Annotated in this window: 21 protein-coding genes; 10 read left to right on the forward strand and 11 right to left on the reverse strand. The window is 75.0% G+C overall.

Annotated elements, in window-relative coordinates:
- Positions 1–3: 3 nt before the first annotated feature.
- Positions 4–1,680, forward strand: a complete 1,677-nt coding sequence (locus ACI79H_RS13100; protein ID WP_456554833.1) for a DEAD/DEAH box helicase — start codon at positions 4–6, stop codon at positions 1,678–1,680.
- On the opposite strand, the gene ACI79H_RS13105 is transcribed toward ACI79H_RS13100, so the two are convergent.
- From ACI79H_RS13105 to ACI79H_RS13125, 5 genes are all read right to left on the reverse strand, one after another.
- Positions 1,677–3,725, reverse strand: coding sequence for a SpoIIE family protein phosphatase (locus ACI79H_RS13105; protein WP_456554834.1), 2,049 nt, complete (start codon positions 3,723–3,725; stop codon positions 1,677–1,679). The two genes, ACI79H_RS13100 and ACI79H_RS13105, sit on opposite strands and share 4 nt — an antisense overlap.
- 139 nt (positions 3,726–3,864) lie before the next feature.
- Complete coding sequence (gene yaaA / locus ACI79H_RS13110) at positions 3,865–4,611, reverse strand: peroxide stress protein YaaA (protein WP_456554835.1); 747 nt, start codon at positions 4,609–4,611, stop codon at positions 3,865–3,867.
- 11 nt (positions 4,612–4,622) lie between these two features.
- On the reverse strand, positions 4,623–5,729 hold the full coding sequence (locus ACI79H_RS13115; RefSeq protein ID WP_456554836.1) for a spore photoproduct lyase family protein: 1,107 nt from the start codon (positions 5,727–5,729) through the stop codon (positions 4,623–4,625).
- A gap of 39 nt (positions 5,730–5,768) precedes the next feature.
- The gene (locus tag ACI79H_RS13120) at positions 5,769–6,572 is read right to left on the reverse strand and encodes an exodeoxyribonuclease III (RefSeq protein WP_456554837.1); all 804 of its coding nucleotides are present in this window, start codon (positions 6,570–6,572) and stop codon (positions 5,769–5,771) included.
- A 15-nt stretch (positions 6,573–6,587) separates the two neighbouring features.
- Entirely contained in the window at positions 6,588–7,538 is a 951-nt protein-coding gene (locus ACI79H_RS13125) for an acyl-ACP desaturase (protein ID WP_456554838.1), read from the reverse strand.
- A gap of 226 nt (positions 7,539–7,764) precedes the next feature.
- Here ACI79H_RS13125 and ACI79H_RS13130 point away from each other — a divergent pair, with 226 nt between their 5' ends.
- A complete protein-coding gene (locus tag ACI79H_RS13130) occupies positions 7,765–9,324 on the forward strand; it encodes an LCP family protein (protein WP_456554839.1) in 1,560 nt (519 codons plus the stop codon).
- A 22-nt stretch (positions 9,325–9,346) separates the two neighbouring features.
- Here ACI79H_RS13130 and ACI79H_RS13135 read toward each other — a convergent pair whose 3' ends face one another.
- Positions 9,347–9,730, reverse strand: a complete 384-nt coding sequence (locus tag ACI79H_RS13135; protein ID WP_456554840.1) for a VOC family protein — start codon at positions 9,728–9,730, stop codon at positions 9,347–9,349.
- Positions 9,715–10,011, reverse strand: a complete 297-nt coding sequence (locus ACI79H_RS13140) for an ArsR/SmtB family transcription factor (protein WP_456554841.1) — start codon at positions 10,009–10,011, stop codon at positions 9,715–9,717. Before ACI79H_RS13140 ends, ACI79H_RS13135 begins: the two co-directional genes overlap by 16 nt.
- A gap of 78 nt (positions 10,012–10,089) precedes the next feature.
- Here ACI79H_RS13140 and ACI79H_RS13145 point away from each other — a divergent pair, with 78 nt between their 5' ends.
- Together ACI79H_RS13145 and ACI79H_RS13150 are read left to right on the forward strand one after the other, a co-directional pair.
- Complete coding sequence (locus ACI79H_RS13145) at positions 10,090–10,608, forward strand: N-acetyltransferase family protein (protein WP_456554842.1); 519 nt, start codon at positions 10,090–10,092, stop codon at positions 10,606–10,608.
- 29 nt (positions 10,609–10,637) lie between these two features.
- Entirely contained in the window at positions 10,638–10,862 is a 225-nt protein-coding gene (locus ACI79H_RS13150) for a hypothetical protein (RefSeq protein WP_456554843.1), read from the forward strand.
- 74 nt (positions 10,863–10,936) lie between these two features.
- On the opposite strand, the gene ACI79H_RS13155 is transcribed toward ACI79H_RS13150, so the two are convergent.
- The 4 genes from ACI79H_RS13155 to ACI79H_RS13170 all read right to left on the reverse strand — a co-directional run bounded on the left by ACI79H_RS13155 (position 10,937) and on the right by ACI79H_RS13170 (position 16,299).
- Entirely contained in the window at positions 10,937–11,404 is a 468-nt protein-coding gene (locus tag ACI79H_RS13155) for a DUF4383 domain-containing protein (RefSeq protein WP_456554844.1), read from the reverse strand.
- A gap of 112 nt (positions 11,405–11,516) precedes the next feature.
- Positions 11,517–13,181 carry a carbamoyltransferase family protein gene (locus tag ACI79H_RS13160; RefSeq protein ID WP_456554845.1) on the reverse strand — a complete coding sequence of 555 codons (1,665 nt, stop codon included), beginning with the start codon at positions 13,179–13,181 and terminating at the stop codon, positions 11,517–11,519.
- A gap of 104 nt (positions 13,182–13,285) precedes the next feature.
- Positions 13,286–15,028 (reverse strand): RecQ family ATP-dependent DNA helicase, encoded by a 1,743-nt coding sequence (locus ACI79H_RS13165; protein WP_456554846.1) that lies wholly within the window; start codon positions 15,026–15,028, stop codon positions 13,286–13,288.
- A 65-nt stretch (positions 15,029–15,093) separates the two neighbouring features.
- Entirely contained in the window at positions 15,094–16,299 is a 1,206-nt protein-coding gene (locus ACI79H_RS13170; protein ID WP_456554847.1) for a DUF2786 domain-containing protein, read from the reverse strand.
- A gap of 90 nt (positions 16,300–16,389) precedes the next feature.
- On the opposite strand from ACI79H_RS13170, the gene ACI79H_RS13175 reads away from it, so the two are divergent.
- Genes ACI79H_RS13175 through ACI79H_RS13200 form a run of 6 tightly spaced genes read left to right on the forward strand, consistent with a single transcriptional unit; the run spans position 16,390 to position 20,468 of the window.
- Positions 16,390–16,785, forward strand: coding sequence for a TOBE domain-containing protein (locus tag ACI79H_RS13175; protein ID WP_456554848.1), 396 nt, complete (start codon positions 16,390–16,392; stop codon positions 16,783–16,785).
- Positions 16,786–16,828: 43 nt separating this feature from the next.
- Positions 16,829–17,602: a molybdate ABC transporter substrate-binding protein gene (gene modA, locus ACI79H_RS13180; RefSeq protein WP_456554849.1), complete on the forward strand. Its 774-nt coding sequence runs from the start codon at positions 16,829–16,831 to the stop codon at positions 17,600–17,602.
- A complete protein-coding gene (locus tag ACI79H_RS13185) occupies positions 17,599–18,405 on the forward strand; it encodes an ABC transporter permease (RefSeq protein WP_456554850.1) in 807 nt (268 codons plus the stop codon). Before modA ends, ACI79H_RS13185 begins: the two co-directional genes overlap by 4 nt.
- Complete coding sequence (locus ACI79H_RS13190; protein ID WP_456554851.1) at positions 18,402–19,454, forward strand: ABC transporter ATP-binding protein; 1,053 nt, start codon at positions 18,402–18,404, stop codon at positions 19,452–19,454. The genes ACI79H_RS13185 and ACI79H_RS13190 overlap by 4 nt, the downstream gene beginning before the upstream one ends.
- Before the next feature lie 13 nt (positions 19,455–19,467).
- Entirely contained in the window at positions 19,468–20,046 is a 579-nt protein-coding gene (locus ACI79H_RS13195) for a nucleotidyltransferase family protein (protein ID WP_456554852.1), read from the forward strand.
- Entirely contained in the window at positions 20,043–20,468 is a 426-nt protein-coding gene (locus tag ACI79H_RS13200) for a molybdenum cofactor biosynthesis protein MoaE (RefSeq protein WP_456554853.1), read from the forward strand. Before ACI79H_RS13195 ends, ACI79H_RS13200 begins: the two co-directional genes overlap by 4 nt.
- Positions 20,469–20,485: the final 17 nt, after the last annotated feature.

Consider the following 20,485-nt stretch of genomic DNA (forward strand, 5'->3'; position numbering starts at 1 on the left):
GCGATGAACACCGATCAGGACGGCCCCACCTTCGCCGAGCTCGGCCTGCGCCCCGAGCTCCAGCAGGCGCTCGCCACCCTCGGCTACGAGGAGCCCACGCCCATCCAGCTCGAGGCGATCCCGCCGCTGGTGGCGGGCCGCGACCTGCTCGGCCAGGCCGCGACCGGCACCGGCAAGACCGCCGCCTTCTCGCTGCCGGTCCTGCAGCGGCTCGAGGCGGGGCGGACCGGCCGCTCGCCGGTCGCGCTGGTGCTCGTCCCCACCCGCGAGCTCGCCGTCCAGGTGTCCGAGGCGCTGCACCGCTACGGCAAGGACCTCCGCGCCCGCGTGCTACCTGTGTACGGGGGGGCGCCGATCGTCCGCCAGCTCCGCTCCCTGGAGGCCGGCGTGGACGTCGTCGTAGCGACCCCCGGCCGCGCGCTGGACCTGCTCAACCGCGGCAGCCTGCGCCTGGACGAGATCGGGACCGTGGTGCTCGACGAGGCCGACGAGATGCTGGACATGGGCTTCGCCGAGGACCTCGACGCCATCCTCGAGGAGACCCCCGAGCAGCGGCAGACCGTGCTCTTCTCCGCCACCATGCCGCGCCGGCTCGACTCGCTGGCCCGCCGGCACCTGCGCGACCCCGCCCGCATCACCGTCGCCCGCGAGAAGGCCCAGGCCGGCCAGGCGCCCCGCGTCCGCCAGACCGCCTACGTCGTGCCGCGGGCGGCGAAGCCGGCCGCGCTGGGCCGGATCCTCGACATCGAGGCGCCGACGGCGGCGATCGTGTTCTGCCGCACCCGCGAGGAGGTCGACGGCCTCACCGAGACCCTCAACGGCCGCGGGTACCGGGCCGAGCCGCTGCACGGCGGGATGAGCCAGGAGCAGCGGGACAAGGTCATGGGCCGGCTGCGCAGCGGGACGGCGGACCTGCTGGTCGCCACCGACGTCGCGGCGCGCGGCCTGGACATCGAGCAGCTCACCCACGTCGTCAACTACGACGTCCCCTCCGCACCCGAGTCCTACGTGCACCGCATCGGCCGGGTCGGCCGCGCCGGACGCGAGGGCGTGGCGATCACCCTCGCCGAGCCCCGCGAGCACCGGCAGCTCAAGACCATCGAGAAGGTCGCCGGCTCACTCATCGCGGTGCAGACCGTGCCGACGGTCGCCGACCTGCGCACCCGCCGGCTGGACCTCACCCGTGCCGCGCTCCGCGAGAGCCTGCTCGGGGACGACCTGGACCGGTTCCGCGTGGTCGTGGAGACCCTCACCGACGAGTTCGACCTCATGGAGGTGGCCCTGGCGGCGGTCAAGCTCGCCCACGAGGCCGCCGGTGGCACCGACGACGAGGAGGAGATCCCGCAGGTCGGGTTCCGGCCCGAGCGGGACGCCGGTCGCGGCCGGGAGGCCGGGCCGGGCGGGTCGCGCGGCGAGCGGCCGGCGCGCCGGGGGCCGGCCGGGCCCACAGCGAAGCTGTTCGTCGGGCTGGGCCGGGAGGCAGGCATCCGCCCCGGCGACCTGGTCGGCGCCATCACCGGCGAGACGGAGCTGCGCGGCAAGGACATCGGCTCGATCGAGATCCACCAGCGGTTCGCCCTGGTGGAGATCCCCGAGCCCACGGCCGACGAGGTCGTGCAGGCGCTGCGCGCGACGATGATCAAGGGGCGCAAGGCCACCGTGCGGCGCGACCGGGCCTAGCTCCTGTCGAGCTCCGGCTGGCGGTGCAGCCGGACGGCGACCAGCGCGACGTCGTCGTCCGGACGGCCCTGGACCAGCCGCTCGATGATCTCGTCGAGCAGCTCGTCGAGCGGGAGGCCGGCCAGCTCGGTGAGCGCGTCGCGCAGCCGCGCCACGCCGCTGTCGAGGTCGGAGTCGCGGCGCTCGACGAGGCCGTCGGTGTAGAGCAGCACCGTGGAGCCGTGGTCGAGGACGACGACCGACTCGCGGCGCACGGTGGCCGGGTCCACGCCCAGCATCAGGTCGCCGACCCAGGGGGCGAGCTCGGCCACGGTGCCGTCGGCGTTGGTGACCAGCGGCGGCAGGTGCCCGGCGTTGGCCCAGCGCATCCGGGTCAGCCCGCGCCGTCGCTCGTCGGGCGTCTGCTCGAAGCGGGCGACGGCGGCCGTCGCCAGGGTGCCCACCTGCAGGGTGCCCATCGAGGTGTCCAGTCCGCGCAGCACCTCGACCGGCCCGGCGTCGCTGTAGGTGGCGATGCCGCGCAGCAGGCTGCGGAGCTGCCCCATCGCGGCGGCGGCCTCCGTGTCGTGGCCGACGACGTCGCCGATGACCAGCATCGTCGTGCCGCTGGGCTGCAGGAAGGCGTCGTACCAGTCGCCTCCGACGCGGGCCGCCTCCGCGGCCGGCAGGTAGCGCACCGCGATCTCGGCGTGCTCGGGCTCCGGCGGCTCGGTGAGCATGCTGCGCTGCAGCCCCTCGGCCAGCTGCTGCTGGGCGCTGAACAGGCGGGCGTTGTCCCACGCCAGCCCGGCCCGGTCGGCGACGTCCTGGGCGATCGCGACGTCCTCGTCGGTGGGGCTGTGCCCCTGGCTGTAGAAGAGCGTCAGCAGACCGACCGTGCGGCCGCGGGCGCGCAGCGGCAGGGCGACCTCGCTGGCCGGGGCCAGCAGCGTGAGCAGGTCGCGGGCCGGGCCGTCCGGCAGCAGGTCGAGCACCTCGCTGCCGGAGAAGGTCGCCGCCTCGCCGGTGTGCAGCGCGCGGGCGACAGGGGCGGTCATCGGCATCGCGTCCAGGCGCACCTCGCGGTAGCGCTCCAGGAGCGGGCGGGCCGTGGGGTCGGCGTGCCAGCTGCCGACGTCGCGGGGCGCGCCGTCGGCACCGATGACGGTGACGACGCAGAAGTCGGCCAGGGCCGGGACGACCAGCCGCGGCAGCCGAGAGGTCGCCACCTGGGTGTCGAGGCTGCCGGCGAGCTCCGCGCTCACCTGGGCCAGCGTGGTCAGCTGGCGGGCCCAGCGGTCGGCCCGCTCCTGGGCCTGGCGCCGCTCGGTGACCTCGAGGAAGTAGACCGACAGCCCGTCGGGGGTGGGCCAGGCCCGGACCTCGAACCAGCCGTCCAGGGGCGCGGGGTAGTAGGCGTCGAAGGAGGCGGGCTCGCCGCTGGCGACGGCCTTGCGGTAGTTCTCCTCGAAGACCCCGCCCACCGTGGCGGGGAAGGCCTCCCAGATCACCTCGCCGAGCAGCTCGTCGCGGCTGTGCCCGAGCAGGCGCTCGGCCTCGGCGTTCACGTGGGTGAAGCGCCAGTCCGCGTCGAGGGAGTAGAAGCCGGCCGGCATGGCCTCGAGCACGCGCGTGACCCGCGTGGAGGCCTCGCGCTCGCCGGTCGTGTCGTAGGCGGCGCCGATGAGGTGGTCGGTGCGCCCGTCGGGCCCGGGCAGGTGCCGGCCGCGCGCGTGGATCCAGCGGGTCTCCCCGCCCGGGAGCACGATCCGGTACTCGACGTCGTACTCGCCGCAGGTCTCCACGCTGGCCTGCAGCGCGTCGGCGTGCCATCGGGCGTCGTCGGGGTGGACGCGGGCGTTGAAGGCGTCCAGCGACTGGTCGAAGGTGGCCGGGTCGTAGCCGAACATCCGCTGGAGCTGCTCGTCCCACAGCAGCAGGCCGGTGGCCGGCTCGTAGTCGAACGTGCCGACCTCGCCGGCCTCCTTGGCCAGCTCCCAGCGCGCCCGCTCGTTCTCGTACTGCTTCTGCAGGGCGGCGAGCTGCTCGGCGGGGGATCGGTCCACGGAGAGCCCTTCTGCCCGGGTGTGCCCCGGTGGTCAGGCTGTGGCCACCTTGTTCGGGCCCGCGCCGTTCTCCGAACGTTATGCCACGCCCGCCGCGCCCCGCGCAACCGCCGGGGCACGAGCCCGGCGGAGGGCCGCGTCACGCCGCGGGCACGACCAGGGTCAACGCCGTGCCGCCGTCGTGTTCCACGTGCAACCCCGCACGTCGCAGCAGTCGCCGCAGCCCCACGACGTCGTCCGGCTCGGCGGTGGTGCGCGCCAGCAGCTGCGCCAGCCGGCCCTTGTGCGCCTTGTTGAAGTGCGAGACGACCGCCCGGGTGCCGTCGGCCCGCTCGCTGAGCACCTGGACGGTGACCGCGCCGGGGACGGGCGCCAGCGCCGCGTATGCGCCGCTGCGCAGGTCGACGACGAGACCGGGCTCGGCAGCCAGCACCGGCGCCAGCGCGGGTCGCCACAGCGATCGCAGGCCCGGCAGCCCCGGGAGCGCCGAGCCGGCCGACAGCCGGTAGGCGGGGATGCGGTCGCCGGCCCGGACCACGCCGAACAGCGCCGAGCCGACGGCCAGCCGGGCGTCGGCACGCGCCCGCTGGGCCCGCGTCAGGGAGCGGACGTCCAGGGCGTCGTAGAGGACCCCCGTGTAGCGCTCGACGGCGGGCAGGGTGGGGCTGGTCCACAGCGCGGCGTTGCGCGCGATCTCGTCGTCCTGCGCCGCGGAGACGCCGAGCGCCGCGCGGGACGCGGGGACGTCGTCGGCCAGCTCCACCAGCGCCTCGGCCAGCTCGGTGCGGACGCCGGTGAGCTCCGGCGCGGTCAGCGCGGCGAGGTCGAGCGGGGCGCCCTCGCCGCCGGGGTGCTTGGTCTCGGAGGGCGGCAGGAGGACGAGCACGGGGGACGAGGTTACGTCCAGTAGAGCAGCCGGGCCGACGGCAGCCGCTCGGCGACGGCGTCCTCGAACCAGCCGCGCAGCTCACCCATGGTGTCCTTCGGGTAGACGTGCTTCACGGCGCCGAACCTGCCGCGCTTGGGGGTCCGCCGGCTCTCGTCCATCTCCAGCCGGGTGCGCGGGTACCACTCGGTGAGCGTCGTCTTGCTGCCCGGCGTGAAGCGGTGGGTGATGCACTCGACGGTCAGGTCGGTGCCCGCGGGCAGGACGGCGGCGACGGCGTCGAGCAGGTCGCCGTACTCCGCCTGCCAGCCCTCCACCGGCATGATCGGCGCGATCGTCAGGCCGACCGGGTAGCCGGCCGCGGCCACGGCGCCGAGCGCGGCGATCCGACCGGCCACGGGGCTGGTCGCGGCCTCGAAGCGGCGGGCCACCGAGGCGGCGTTGAGCGAGAAGCGCAGCCGGGTGCGGCCGGCGTGCGGGAGGCCGAGCAGCGAGCCGACGTCGTCGAACTTGGTGGTCGCCCGCAGCTGCACCGGGCCGGACCACCCGCGGGTGCCGAAGGCGGTGATCGCCCGCGCCAGGCCGCCGGTGAGGTGCTCCAGCGCCAGCGGGTCGGTGTAGCAGGACGCCTCGAACGTCGTCCGCTCGCCGCCGCGCGCGACGGTCCCGGAGGTGACCGAGCCCCGCCCGACGTAGGCGTCGAGGCCGGCCAGGGCCTCGTCGAGGTCGGCGTAGACCCGGGTGATGGGCGGGCCGCTCAGCGAGCCGGCGAGGTAGCAGTACTGGCAGTGGGCGGGGCAGCCCTGCGCCAGGTCGAACCGCCAGTCCGCCGACGGCGCGATGGGCTGCAGCCGGCGCAGCGACGCCGGGGGGACCACGAGCGCCATCGTGTTCTTCGCCTGCATGAACGCGGCCCGGTCGCCGTCGCCGCGCAGGTTGGGCAGCCGGTCGCCGCGCAGCAACTCGACGTCCTGCACGCCGGCCTGCTCGAGCCGCTGCAGCACGTGCTGCCCGTAGGGGCGCTCGGCGGCCGAGCGGGTGACGAGGACGCGGTCGGGGGTCCACAGGCGGGTCGGAGCGGGGACGGCGGGCGCGGCAGGAGCGGCGACGGGAGGCATCGCTCCGTACAACGCCCTGCGGTGGCGGCGGAGGCCTGCTCAGGGGGTGAGGTCGACCACCACGGGCGCGTGGTCGCTGGCGCCCTTGCCCTTGCGCTCCTCGCGGTCGATGAGCGCGCCGCTCACCCGGCCGGCGAACGCCGGCGAGCCCAGGACGAAGTCGATCCGCATGCCCTCGCGGCGCGGGAAGCGCAGCTGCGTGTAGTCCCAGTACGTGTAGACGCCCGGCCCGGGGGCGAGCGGGCGCACCACGTCGGTGTAGCCGGCGTCGACGACGGCCCGGAACGCCTCGCGCTCGGCGGGGGAGACGTGCGTGGAGTGCGCGAAGACCGACATGTCCCAGACGTCGTCGTCCTGCGGGGCGATGTTCCAGTCGCCGACGAGCGCGATCGGGGCCTCCGGGTCGGCGGCGAGCCACCCCTCGCCCGCGGCACGGAGCGCGGCCAGCCACTCGAGCTTGTACTGCAGGTGCGGGTCGGCCAGCGTCCGGCCGTTCGGGACGTACAGGCTCCACACCCGCACCCCGCCGCAGGTGGCCGCGAGGGCGCGCGCCTCGGGGGCCGGGTCCACGCCCTCCTTCGACGACCAGGACGGCATGCCCGGGAAGCCGATCTCCACGTCGTCCAGCCCGATCCGGGACAGCACCGCGACGCCGTTCCACTGCGAGTGGCCCACGTGCGCGACCTCGTAGCCCAGCGCGCTGAACACCATCTCCGGGAACTGGTCGTCCCGGCACTTGGTCTCCTGCAGCGCCAGGACGTCCACGTCGTGCCGCTGCAGGAACGCCGCCACGCGGTCGGCCCGGGTCCGGATGGAGTTCACGTTCCAGGTCGCCAACCGCATGGCGACCGACCCTACTTACACCGAGATCGGCGTCTCACCCTTGGCCGCCATGCGCGCCCGCATCCGCTCGCGGCTCTCGACGAACTTCGTGGCCTGGGCGTCGAGGCCGCTGAGGAACTCCGCCAGCTGCTCGCGGGCCTGCTCGCCCTCGGGGCCGAAGTCGCTCCGGTCGAAGACCTTCCAGGTCCGCAGGATCGGCGCGACCACCTCGTCGTGGTGCAGCCGCAGGTCGTAGATGCCGGCCTTGGCGATGATGGTCGAGTTCTTCCGGAAGTTCGCCATGTTCGCGCCGGGCATCTCGAAGTGCATGACCTCGTGCGCGACGGCCTTCATCATCTCGTCGGGGTCGATGTCGAACGCCGCGGTGACCAGGTTCCGGTAGAAGATCATGTGCAGGTTCTCGTCGGTCGCGATGCGGGCCAGCAGCTTGTCCGCGACCGGGTCGCCGGTGGCCTTGCCGGTGTTGCGGTGCGAGACGCGGGTGGCCAGCTCCTGGAAGGACACGTAGGCGACCGCCTCGAGCGGGGTCTTGTCACCGGAGTCGTAACCGGTGGTCATGTAGTCCATCCGGGCCCGCTCCAGTTCGACCGGGTCGACCCCGCGGGTGACGACGAGGTAGTCGCGCAGCGCGATGCCGTGCCGACCCTCCTCCGCCGTCCACCGGCCGACCCACTGCCCCCAGGCGCCGTCCCGGCCGAACCGGGTGGCGATCTCCCGGTGGTAGCTGGGCAGGTTGTCCTCGGTGAGCAGGTTGACGAACATCGCCGCCTTGGCCGTCTGGTCGAGGCGTGACTGCTCGGGCGACCAGTCCTCCCCGCCGAGGAAGGCGAAGTTCCGCCCCTCGTCCCACGGGACGTAGTCGTGCGGGTGCCACTCCTTGGCCATCCTGATGTGCCGGTCGAGGTTCTCGGCGACCACCGGCTCGAGCTCGGTCAGGACGGCTGCCTGCGGGGACGTGCGGGGCATCGGGACCTCCGGGTCGACTCGACCTACGCCGTCGTAACCTACGCGGCCGTAACCACGCCGTCACGCATGCCTGTGGGTGCCCCGGGAGGCCCCTCCGCACGCCTCCCGCTCGTCGCGGGCGTGTCGCCCGGTCGGGGGTACGCCAGGACCGGAGCAACCGCGGGGCGGCCCGGACCGCCCATCGGTGGGACGATGGCCCGGTGACCTGGGCAGCGGCGGACGGCCGGTGAGCGACGCGCCCGGGGCACCGGAGGGCGTCGCCGCGCCGCCGCGGGAGACCCCGCACCGGGCTCGCAGCTTCCGGGCCGCGCTCGGCTGGACGGCGCTGAACGCCTTCCTGCCGGGCACGGCCTTCCTCGCCGCCGGGCGCCGGGTCCTCGGAGGCGTCGTCCTGGGGCTGTTCCTGCTGCTCGCCGCCGGCGGCGCCTGGCTGGCCACCGCCGGTCAGCGCTCGGCCGTCCGCGCGGCCGTGGACACCGAGTCCCTGCTGTGGATCGTCGCGGCGGTCGGGGTCGTGGCGCTGCTGTGGGCGGCGGTCGTCGTCGCCGGCCACCTGGTCCTCGTCCCCCGCGGGACCACGCGCGGCCGGCGGGTCCTCGGCGGCGCCGTGGTGCTGCTGCTGGTCGCCGGCGTCGTCGCGCCCGCGGTCTTCGCCGGCCAGGTCGCCCTCGCCCAGCGCGACCTCATCGCCGAGGTGTTCACCGACGACGGGCGCTCGGCGACGGTCGAGGACGTCCCCGACCCCTTCGGCGACAAGGAGCGGGTGAACGTCCTGCTCCTGGGCGGGGACGGCGGCGAGGGGCGCGAGGGCGTGCGCACCGACACGGTCATCGTGGCGAGCATCGACACCGACGACGGCGCGACGACGCTGTTCAGCCTGCCGCGCAACCTCGAGGACCTGCCCTTCCCCGCGAGCAGCCCGCTGGCCGACCTGTACCCCGACGGGTTCGACGCCGGCAGCGAGAGCGAGAGCCTGCTCAACGCCGTGTACCGCAACGGCCCGGCCATGTACCCCGACGCCCTCGGCGCGACCGACAACCCGGGCGCGGACTTCCTCAAGCTCGGCGTCGGCGAGGCGCTGGGCCTGGACATCGACTACTTCGTGCTGATCAACCTCGAGGGGTTCAGCCGGCTGGTCGACGCGCTCGGCGGGATCACCGTGGACGTCAACTACTGGGTGCCGGTCGGCGGCGAGCCGTCGCTGGGCACGCTGCCCGACGACTACATCGCCCCGGGGCCGGACCAGCACATGGACGGCGCGACCGCGCTGGCCTTCGCGCGCGGCCGCTTCGGGCTCACCGACTACGACCGGATGGACCGGCAGCGCTGCACCATCGACGCGATCGTCGACGCCGCCGACCCCGTCACCCTGCTGCGCAAGTACCAGGACCTGGCCCGCACGACCAAGGACGTCGTCTTCACCGACATCCCGCGCTCGGCGCTGGGCGACTTCGTCGACCTGGCCTTCCTCGTCAAGGACGCCGAGATCGAGAGCGTCGTGTTCGACGACTCGGTGATCGACCCGGCCTACCCCGACTACGACCGCATCCGCGGGATCGTCTACCTGGCGCTCACGCCGGGCGCCCAGGAGGCGCCGGACGCCGAGGAGACCCCCGAGGCCCCGGTGACCGGTGCCGGCCCCACCACGACGGCGCCGCCGTCCGGCACCGCCGGCCCCACGGAGCTGCCGGTCGCACCGAGCGACGTGCAGGACGCCTGCGCCTACGACCGCCAGGCGGCCGAGCTGGCCCTCCTCGAGGGGATGCCCCCGACCCGGGACGGCTGACGCGCAGCCGTTCCGGGCGCGCTCACACGGCGGCGATCTGGAGCAGGTTGCCGCAGGTGTCGTCGAGCACCGCGGTGGTGACCGGCCCCATCTGCGTGGGCGGCTGCGTGAAGCGGACGCCGAGCGCGGTCAGCCGGTCGTACTCGGCCTGCACGTCGGCCACCGTGAAGGAGTTGTAGGGGATGCCGTCGGCCACCAGCCCCTGCTTGTACGCCTGGGCCGCGGGGTGCTCGTCGGGCTCGAGCACCAGCTCGACGCCGTCGGGCTGCTCGGCGGAGACGACGGTGAGCCAGCGGTGGCTGCCCATGGGCACGTCGTTCTTCGCCACGAAGCCGAGCACGTCGGTGTAGAACCGCAGCGCCTTCTCCTGGTCGTCGACGAACACGCTGGTCAGGGTGATGCGCACGGGTTCTCCTCGGGATCGGTGCGCCACCGGTCGGTGATGGCGCGCAGCGGTGCGGTGTCCAGGTCGTGGAACTTGTAGCGGCCCTCGCGCCGGGTCCGGACGAGCCCGGCGGCCTCCAGCACGTCGAGGTGCTGGGAGACGGCCTGCCGCGTCGAGGTGAGCCCGTGCCGGCTGATCAGCCGGTTGACCAGCTCGAACAGGGTCTGGCCCGACCGCTCCTGCAGCTCGTCGAGGATCGCCCTCCTCGTCGGGTCGGCGAGGGCCTTGAAGACGTCGCCCACGGGAGCACGATAGGCAAGCGGATGCTTGCATGACAAGCCCCCTCGGGGTGGTCGAGGTCAGCGCGGGAGGATGGGGGCGTGCCCGCCGTCGACGTCCGTCCCGTGACCGCCGTCGACGACACCCTCCGGGCCGAGCTGCTGGCCTGCTGGGTCGACGTCACCAACGCCGGCGGCGCGGTCGGCTTCGTCCCCCCGGTGCACGCCGCGGACGTGGAGCCGGTGCTCGACCGGCTGCTCGAGGGCGTCGCCTCGGGGCGGGACGTGCTCTGCGTGCTCACCGTCGACGGCACGACCGCGGGCTTCGCGGCGCTGGTCGGCTCGTCGTCACCGCTGCGCCGGCACTGGGCGACCGTCCTGCGCGTCCAGGTGCACCCGTCGCGCCAGGGCAGCGGCCTGGGGCGGTCGCTCATGGAGGGCGTGCACCGGGTGGCCGCGGACCGCGGCTGGGAGTTCGTCTCGCTCACCGCACGCGGCGGCACCGGCGTCGACGCGTTCTACCGCGGCCTGGGCTACACCGAGGTGGGCCGGCTGCCGGGCGCGGTGCGCGTGGCCCCGGGCGACGACCGCGACGAGATCCTGCTCGCCCGCCGGCTCTGAGCGACGGGCCGCTCTGGTAGACCCGGGGCATGACCTCCGGCTCCCCCGACCGCCCGCACCGCCGCTCGCCCGAGCAGGACCGGGCGCGGCTGGTCGGCCTGTTCATGCTCGGCGTGGCCGTCGTGCTGCTGCTGTCCTCGGTCACCTGGTTCGGCAGCGACCAGGCCCGCGTGGGCATCGCGCAGCTGGTCTGCGGCCTCCTGGTCGCAGGCGTGGGCGGCTTCCTGGTGCGGCGGGCCGGTACCCGACCCTGACGTGCGAGCGGGCCGGGCCCCGCCGTCCCTGGTGGGACGACGGGACCCGGCCCGGCCGGTACAGCTGGTGCGGATCAGACGGTGCGGCGGGTGCCCACGTGGTCGCGGACCGGGCCCAGCGCGATGACCAGACCGACGAGGGCGGTCAGGATGTGCAGCACGTTGTCAGCGGCGTTCAGGTTGAGGAAGTCCCAGTCCTCGCCCACGGCGATGAGGCCGTAGATGAACGCGGCGCCGTAGCCGACGGCCAGCAGCCAGCCGTAGGTGCGGGCACCGGCCAGCGTGCGGCCCAGGGCCAGACCGGCCGCACCGATGAGGATGTGCACGACGTTGTGCATCGGGTTGATCATGAACCCGAGCAGGTTCGCGTCCACGTGGTGGGCGTCGACACCGTTCTCGTTGCCGAAGAAGTTGTCGAAGCCGGTGATGAAGAAGCCGACGATGCCGATCAGCAGGTAGATGGCGCCGAAGGCCAGGGCCAGCAGCTCAGGCCAGGTCTTGCCGGCGCGTCCGGTACCGCTGCGGTCCGCGGATGCGGCCATGGGATCCTCCTGGGAGTCGTGTGCCGCCCAGTGGGGACGGCTCGCTTCCGATACCCCCACCCGACCAGCGATAACGCGCGTCACCCGGTCGTGTGGCCGGATCGTGACCCGCTCAGTCCGCGCCGCGCGCCGTCGGCTTCGCCCGGCGGACGACGAACGGCCCGATGGCCAGCAGGTCGACCGGAGCGGAGCCGAAGCACTCCAGCGCGTCACGCGGGTCGTCGACCATGGGCCGTCCCGCCGTGTTGAGGCTGGTGTTCACGACCACGGGGATGCCGGTGCGCCGCTCGAACGCCGAGATCATCCGGTGCACGAGGGGCTGCCGGTCGGGATCGATCGTCTGGATGCGCGCGGTCCCGTCGACGTGGGTGACCGTGGGGATGCGGTCGCGCCACTCCTCGGCGACGTCGTGCACGAAGAGCATGTACGGCGAGGGGATCGGGCCGCGGCTGAAGATCTCCGGGGCGCGCTCCAGCAGCACCATGGGCGCCACGGGCCGGAACTGCTCCCGGCCCTTCACGTCGTTCATCCGCTCGAGGTTGGCCTCGTGGCCCGGGTGCGCGAGCAGGGACCGGTGGCCCAGGGCGCGCGGGCCGTACTCGCTGCGGCCCTGGAACCAGGCGACGATGCCGTTGTCGGCGAGGACCTCGGCGACGGCCTCGGCGACGTCGTCGGGGCGCTCGTAGTCGATGGCGGCGGTCCGCAGGACCTTCTCGATCTCGTCGTCGCTCCAGCCGCGGCCGAGCGCGGCGCCGGGCATCGGCTCGGTGCGCTCGCCGAGCTCGCGCGCGACGTGCAGCGCGGCGCCCAGGGCGGTGCCGGCGTCGCCGGCCGCGGGCTGCACCCACACCTCCTCGAAGGGGCTCTCGGCGAGGATGCGGGTGTTGGCGACGCAGTTGAGCGCGGTGCCGCCGGCGAGGGTGAGGGTCTTCTCGCCGGTCTGCTCGTGCACCCAGCGGGCGAGGTCGACCAGCACCTCCTCGAGCCGTGTCTGGACGCTGGCGGCGAGGTCGGCGTGCGCCTCGGTCCACTGGTCACCTTTGCCCAGCCGGGGCGCGAACTCGGTGAAGTCGATCTTCTCGGTGCGGAAGCCGCCGTCGTCGGTGGCGCGGATGAGCTCGGCCAGGTCCCCGAGGAAGCGGGGCTTGCCGTAGGAGGCCATCGCCATGACCTTGAACTCGTCGGAGCTGCGCAGGAACCCGAGGTGGTCGGTGAGCTCCTCGTACATGAGGCCGAGGGAGTGGGGGAGCGCCTGCCCGGCGATGACCTCCAGCTGCCCGTCGACGTAGCGGCCGGCCAGGTGGCTGTGCGCCTCGCCCCGGCCGTCGAGCACGAGGACGGCGTTGTCCTGCCGGCCGCGGGAGGCCGGCGCGGCCAGCCCGGCGGAGGCGGCGTGCGCGACGTGGTGCTTGACGAAGCGGACCTTCGCCGGGTCGAGCCCCGGCAGCGCGTGCGCCAGGAAGTCCGGCGCCATCTCGGCGTACCGCTTGCGCATGGTGTCGCCGTCGTCGAACAGGCCGGTGTCCTCCGGCGTCGTCATCAGCCCGGGGTCGAAGGAGTAGGCGACGGCGTCGAGCTCCTCGGGGCGGACGCCGGCCTCGGCGAGGCACCAGGCGGCCGACAGCTCGGGCAGCTCCCAGGCGCTCCAGGGCAGCGGGCGCTTGCCGTGCTTGCGCCGGCTGAACCGCTCCTCCTCGGCGGCGGCGAGGACCTTCCCGTCGACGACGAGCGCCGCGGCGGGGTCGTGGTAGATCGCGTTGATGCCGAGGACCTTCACGGGCTCTCCTCCTCCTGGGGTCGCGGCCCGTCTGCTCCAGGCGCCGACCCCGTCGTCCTGCCGATGATCACGGCCGCGGGCCGGGCCCGCAGCTCGAAAGCGGGTCAGCCGCGGGTTCGCAGCAGTTCGTTGTCCACGACGGCGGCCAGGGCGAGGGTCTTGTAGCCGACCTCGTCGAACAGCACCGTGATCCGGTCGTCCTCGACGCGCATGACGATCCCGGCGCCCCACTCGCTGTGCTCGACCGGCGTCTCGACGGGGAACGGGGTGTCGGCCGGCGCGGCGTCGACGTGCTCCTGCGCGGTGCCGGCGGAGCAGTTGTCGCAGTTGCCGCACGGCCCGTCGAGCTGCTCGCCGAAGTAGCCGAGCAGGAACTGGCGGCGGCACTCGGTGGTCTCGGCGTAGCCGCGCATCATCTCGACGCGGCTCTGGTCGACCTTCTCGTGGTGCTCGGCCAGCTCGCGGGCGGCCGCGGCAGCTTCGCCGGGGCTGGGGGCGTCCTCGGCCGGGTGGGCGGCCCCCTCCTCGTCGATGACGACGGCCTCGACCTGCTCGAGGAGGTTGAGGTCGCGGACCAGCGGGCTGGCGGCGCGGCCGGTCTCCTCGCGGAGGGTCTTCACGTCGACGCCGTCCTCCAGGCCCGCGGCGGGGGCGGCGGCGACGAGCCCGGCGACCTGCTGCAGCTCCTCCTCGGCGGGGGTGCCGGCGGCGAAGAAGCGGCGCAGGCCGAGGTCTTCCTGGCGGTACACGAGGACGGCCAACGCGGGCTCGCCGTCTCTGCCCGCCCGGCCGATCTCCTGGTAGTAGCTGTCGACGGAGTCGGCGGGCTCGGCGTGGACCACGAAGCGCGTGCCGGGCTTGTCGATGCCCATGCCGAACGCGGTGGTGGCGACGACGACGTCGAGCTCGTCGTCCATCCAGGCGCGCTGGGTGTCCTCGCGGTCACCCTTGTTCAGGCCCGCGTGGTAGTGCCGGGCGCGCAGGCCGCGCTCGCGCAGCTCCTCGGCGACGGACTCGGTGCCCTTGCGGGTGGCGCTGTAGACGATGCCCGGGCCGCGGCCCTCGCCGATCTCGGTGAGCACCCGGTCGAGGACGCCCAGCTCCTTGCCGCGGGCGTCGGCGTGGTGGTCGACCTCCAGCCGTATCTCCGGGCGGTCGAAGCCGGCGACCACGATCGCGGGGTCGGTCATGCCGAGCCGCTCGACGATCTCGGCGCGGACCGGTGGGGCGGCGGTCGCGGTGAGCGCCAGGACGGTGGGGGAGCCGAGCTGCTCCACGGCATTGCCCAGCCGCAGGTAGTCGGGCCGGAAGTCGTGGCCCCAGGCGGAGACGCAGTGCGCCTCGTCGACGACGAACAGCGCCGGGTGTGCGGCGGCGAGGGCGTCGACGACCTCGGGCTTGCCGAGCTGCTCGGGGGCGAGGAACAGGAAGCGGACCGTTCCGTCACCGAGGTGCTCGAGGGCCTCGCGCTGGTCGCCGGCGGACATCGTGGAGTTGAGCTGGGCGGCCTTCCCGGCGTCGTCCTCGAGCTCGGTGAGCCGCTCGACCTGGTCGCGCTGCAGGGCGATGAGCGGTGAGACCACGACGACCGGCCCGTCGAGCAGCTGCCCGGCGACCTGGTAGATCGCGGTCTTGCCCGCGCCCGAGGGGAGGACGGCGAGGGTGTCCCGTCCGCCGACGACGGCCTGCATCGCCTCCTCCTGGCCGGGGCGGAAGGACTCGTAGCCCAGGACGTCGCGCGCGAACGCCCGGATCCGTCGGGTCCGGACACCAGCGGTGGCGCCTGCCGGGTTGTCGTCCTGGTCGTCGTCGGTGGAGGGGCTGGACTGCGTGGAGGCGCGCGGCACCGGCTCCCCCTCCCCGGGGCGCGAGATCGACAAACCGTGGGCGGTCTCACCGTGGACGAGCGCGGTCAGCACAGCGGCGCCCGGCGCGGGCCGACGTCGGCGCGCTCGGCGGCGCTCTGCCCGGCGTACCAGCCACCCGCGTCCACCGTCGCCCGGCTCCGGCTCGTGCGAACCCGGGGGAACAGCTCCGCCACCGCGGCGTCCACCGCCTCCTTCCGGGACCGCAGCACCGGCAGCAGGTCCACACCGTGTTCCTCCGCGGCGTCGGCGGTGGCCCGCCGGCGCGCGTCCTGGAGCCGCTCGCCGATCCGGTGGGCGTAGCCCAGCAGGAACGCCCGGCGGAACGTGCGCGGCGACCCACCGCGCCCGGCGGTGCGCTCGGCGGCCGCCAGCCCCTGTGCGACCTGCAGCAGCAGCGAGGTGAACAGCAGCTCCACCGCGTCCAGGTCGGCCCGGCCGCCGACGAGCGTGGCGATGCCGAGCCCCTGGTACCAGACCAGCCGCACGTCGTTGGCCTCGGCGACCGCCCCCAGCAGCTGCACCTTGGCGCGCACGTACGGGTCCGCGACGTGCACGCGGCGGGTCTGCACCTCGCCGGCCGGGACGTCGTCCGCGAGGAGCGCGGCGTCCACCGCGTGCCGCGTCATGAGCTCCTGTGCCTTGGCGGTCAGCGCTTCGGCCTCCTCGGCGAACTCCGTCGCCTCCGCCTTGGCCAGCAGCCCCCGGATCACCCGCAGCGCGCGGTCGTCGCCCGCGCCGGGACGGGGAGCCGTCGACCGCCGGGCCGCACCCCACCGGGAGGGCGGTGGCACCAGCACCTCGATCCGCGCCGCGCTGCGCAGCGTCCCGAGCAGCTGCAGCACGGCGCGCCAGGCGTCCGCCGGCGACCGGCGCTCGGCGCGCTGCCAGGCGGTCAGCGCTCCGTCCGGGCCGGGTAGCGCGCCGACCTCGCGCAGCTGGTCCACCCACGCCGCGGGGGCGCGCTCCACCGCGGACGTGCGGCGCGCGTGCGCACCGATCAGCGCCACCACCAGCGGAGCCGCGGCGGCCGGGGCCTGCCGGCGCACGGCGTGCACGACGTCGGCGGGCTGCCAGCCGCGCTCCCACGTCTCCTCCAGCGCGTCGTCCAGGGCGCGCGGCACCGGCCCTGCGGGGTCGAGGGCGGTGCCGTGCGCCACCAGCGTGGCGGCCAGCTCGCCGGCGAGCCGGGCATCGGTGAGCGCGGCCCCCCGGTGCCGCAGGAGGTCTGCCAGCCAGGCGTCGTCGATCACGCCCGGAATGCTGCCCCTCCCTGCCGACGACCGGCGCCGCCGCCTGTGGACGGGCGGGTTCCGTCCACAGGTGCGGCATAGGGTCGCCCCGTGCCAGCCACCTACCGGATCGCCGAGGCGGCGGCGCTGCTCGGCGTCAGCGACGACACGGTGCGCCGCTGGATCGACAGCGGCCGGCTGCCTGCGAGCCGCGACGGCGGCGGACCGGCCGTGGTGGACGGCACCGACCTCGCCCGCGTCGCCGCCGAGCTGCACGCACCGCCGGAGCCCGGCGTCACCCGCTCCTCCTCCGCGCGCAACCGGCTGACCGGCATCGTCACCCGCGTCGTCCGCGACACCGTCATGGCCCAGGTGGAGATCCAGGCCGGCCCGTTCCGCGTCGTCTCGCTCATGTCCCGCGAGGCGGCCGACGAGCTCGGCCTGGACGTCGGGGCCCGGGCGGTCGCCACGGTGAAGGCGACGCAGGTCAGCATCGACGTCCCCTGAACATCCGTGTCCGCGGACCACTGGAGCAGCTAGGGTTCCGCGCATGCGGATCGGCCGGTGTTCCAGCGCCCTCCTCGCCGCCGTGCTCCTCGCCGGCTGCGGTGGCGCGGAGGAGGAGGCGGCCGACGGCGGGCTCGCCGGCACGCTCACCGTCTTCGCCGCCGCCTCGCTGACCGACGTCTTCACCGGGCTCGGCGAGCAGCTCGAGGCCGACCACCCCGACCTCGACGTGCGGTTCACCTTCGCCGGCAGCTCGCAGCTGGCCACCCAGATCGGCCAGGGCGCCCCGGCCGACGTGTTCGCCAGCGCCGCCGAGCCGCAGATGGCGGTCGTCACCGACGCCGGGCTGGCCGACGGCGACCCGGAGGTCTTCACCGAGAACGTCCTGGAGATCGCCGTCCCGGAGGGCAACCCGGCCGAGGTCGGCGGCCTGGCCGACTTCGGGCGCGCCGAGCTCGCCCTCGCCGTCTGCGCGCCCGAGGTCCCCTGCGGTGCCGCGGCCGGGGACGTCTTCGCGGCCGCCGGCGTCACCGCGCGGCCGGACACGCTCGAGGAGGACGTCCGGGCGGCGCTCACCAAGGTCCAGCTCGGCGAGGTCGACGCCGCCCTGGTCTACGCGACCGACGTCCGCGCCGCCGGCGACCGGGTCGAGGGCATCGCCTTCCCCGAAGCCGAGCAGGCGGTCAACCGGTACCCGATCTGCGCGCTGGCCGCCGCACCCAACCCCGACGCGGCGCGCGCCTTCCTCGCCCTGGTGACCTCCGACGAGGGGCAGCAGGCGCTCGCCGACGCGGGGTTCCGCGCGCCGGCCCCGTGAGCCGCCCGCGGTCGGGCGGGGTCCCGCTGCCGCTGCTCGTCCCCGCGGCGCTCGGCACGGCCTTCCTCGTCCTGCCCCTGCTCGGGCTGCTGGTCCGGGCCCCGTGGTCGGACCTCGGTGCCCGGCTCTCCGAGCCCGCGGTCGGCGAGGCGCTGCGGCTGTCGCTGGTCAGCGCGACGCTGGCCACCGCCGTCTCCCTGGTGCTCGGCGTGCCCATGGCGTGGGTCCTCGCCCGGTCCCGCATCCGCGGCCGGTCCGTGCTCCGGGCGCTGGTCACGGTTCCGCTGGTGCTGCCGCCCGTCGTGGGCGGGGTGGCCCTGTTCCTCGTCCTCGGCCGGCAGGGCATCGTCGGCGGGTGGCTCTACGAGGCCACCGGCCTCAGCATCCCGTTCACCACGCCCGCCGTCGTCATCGCCGAGACGTTCGTCGCGATGCCGTTCCTCGTGATCAGCGTGGAGGGCGCGCTGCGGGCCGCGGACGCGCGCTTCGAGGACGCCGCCGCCACCCTGGGCGCCGACCGCTGGACCACCTTCCACCGCGTCACGCTGCCGCTCGTCGCGCCCGGGGTCGCCGCCGGGGCCGTGCTCTGCTGGGCCCGCGCGCTCGGCGAGTTCGGCGCCACGATCACCTTCGCCGGCAACTTCCCGGGCACGACGCAGACGATGCCGCTGTCGGTCTACCTGGCGCTGCAGAGCGACCCCGAGGCCGCGATCGTGCTCTCCCTGCTCCTGCTGCTGGTCTCGCTCGGCACGCTGCTGCTCCTGCGCGACCGCTGGCTGGGCCGGGCCGGGGTCGCGCCGTGACGCTCGCCGCCGAGCTGCGGGCGCGGCGCGGGATGTTGCACGTGGAACTCGACGTCCGGGTCGCCGACGGCGAGGTGCTCGCCGTCCTCGGGCCGAACGGGGCCGGGAAGTCCACGGTGCTGCGGGTGCTCGCCGGCCTGCTGCCCCCGGATTCCGGCCGGGTCGTGGTGGACGGCGAGGTGTGGGACGACGTCGCCGCGGGCGGGCACCTGCCCCCGCACCGGCGGCGCCTGGGCATGGTGTTCCAGGACCACCTGCTGTTCCCGCACCTGAGCGTGGCCGACAACGTCGCCTTCGGGCTGCGCACCCGCGGCGCGGGGCGGCGCGCGGCGCGGGCGGTCGCCACCGACTGGCTGGCCCGCGTCGAGCTGGCCGACCTGGGCGGCCGCCGGCCGGGGCAGCTGTCCGGGGGGCAGGCGCAGCGCGCCGCGCTGGCCCGCGCGCTGGCGCCCGACCCCGCGCTGCTGCTGCTCGACGAGCCGCTCTCCGCGCTCGACGCCCGCACCCGGCTCACCGTCCGCGCCGAGCTGCGCCGGCACCTGGCCGGGTTCGGCGGCAGCACGGTGCTGGTCACCCACGACCCGGTCGACGCGATGGCGCTGGCCGACCGGGTCGTCGTCCTCGAGGAGGGGCGGGTGGTGCAGACCGGCCCGCCCGCGGAGGTGGCCCGGCGTCCGCGCACCGACTACGTCGCCCGGCTGGTGGGCCTCTCGCTGCTCGCCGGGACGGGCTCCGGCACCACGGTCCGGCTGGACGGCGGGGGCGAGGTGGCCGTCGCCGAGGAGGTGTCCGGGCCCGTCTTCGCCGCCGTCCGGCCGGAGTCGGTGGCGCTCTTCCTGCGCCGTCCCGACGGCAGCCCGCGCAACGTCTGGCCGCTGCGGCTGGCCGGCGCGGTCCCGCACGGGACGACGGTGCGCTGCGAGCTCGAGGGGCCCGTGCCCCTGGTCGCCGACGTCACCGCGACCGCGTTCGCCGAGCTGGGGCTGGTGCCGGGCGCGGAGGTGTGGGCGGCGGTCAAGGCCTCCGAGGTGGCCGTCTACGAGCGCTGAGAGAGTGGACCGCATGACCTGCGCCGCCGTCGTCCTCGCCGCCGGGGGCGGCCGCCGCTACGGGATGCCGAAGGCGCTGGTCGAGTTCGAGGGCAGCCTGCTGGTCGAGCGGGCGGTGCGGACGGCGCGGGCGGCCTGCGACGTCGTCCTGGTGGTGCTCGGCGCGCAGGCGGTCGACGTCTGGCGCACCGCCGACCTGGCCGGCGCCACGGTCCTGGCGAACGAGGACTGGGAGACCGGCATGGCCTCCTCGCTGCGCACCGGGCTGGACGGCCTGCGCGGCTTCCCGGGAACCGTCGACGCGGCGCTGGTCACGCTGGTCGACATGCCCGGCATGACGCCGGAGGCGCTGCGGGCCGTCGCCGCGCACGCCGCCCCGGACGCGCTCGCCGTCGCCACCTACGACGGCGTCCGCGGCCACCCGGTGCTCCTCGGGCGCGACCACTGGGCAGGGGTGGCGGGGACGGCGACCGGGGACGAGGGCGCCCGCCGCTACCTGGCCGCCCGCGACGTGACCGAGGTCGACTGCACCGGCCTGGCCGATCCGGCCGACCTCGACGTCCCGCCCCCGGGGGTACCGTCGGCGCCGTGACCGCCGGTGGCCTGATCGCCCGAGTCGTCGACGAGCCGCTGTCCGTCGCCGAGCACGAGGACGCCGTCGCCGACAAGGCCGCGGGCGCCGTCGTCTCCTTCGCCGGTGTGGTCCGCGACCACGACGGCGGCCGGTCGGTGACCGAGCTGGAGTACGTCGGGCACCCGAGCGCGACCGAGGTGATCCGGGAGATCGCCGACGAGTTCGCCGCCCGCGAGGGCGTGCAGGCCGTCGCGGTCAGCCACCGCATCGGCCTGCTCGGCATCGGCGACGTGGCGCTGGCCTGCGCGGTCAGCGCCGCCCACCGCGGCGCGGCCTTCACCGCGTGCGCCGACCTCGTCGACGAGGTGAAGAAGCGGCTGCCGATCTGGAAGCGGCAGGTCTTCACCGACGGCGAGGAGGAGTGGGTCGCCTGCCCGTGACCGCCGCGGGTGGGATG

The organism is Blastococcus sp. SYSU D01042 (assembly GCF_054050515.1).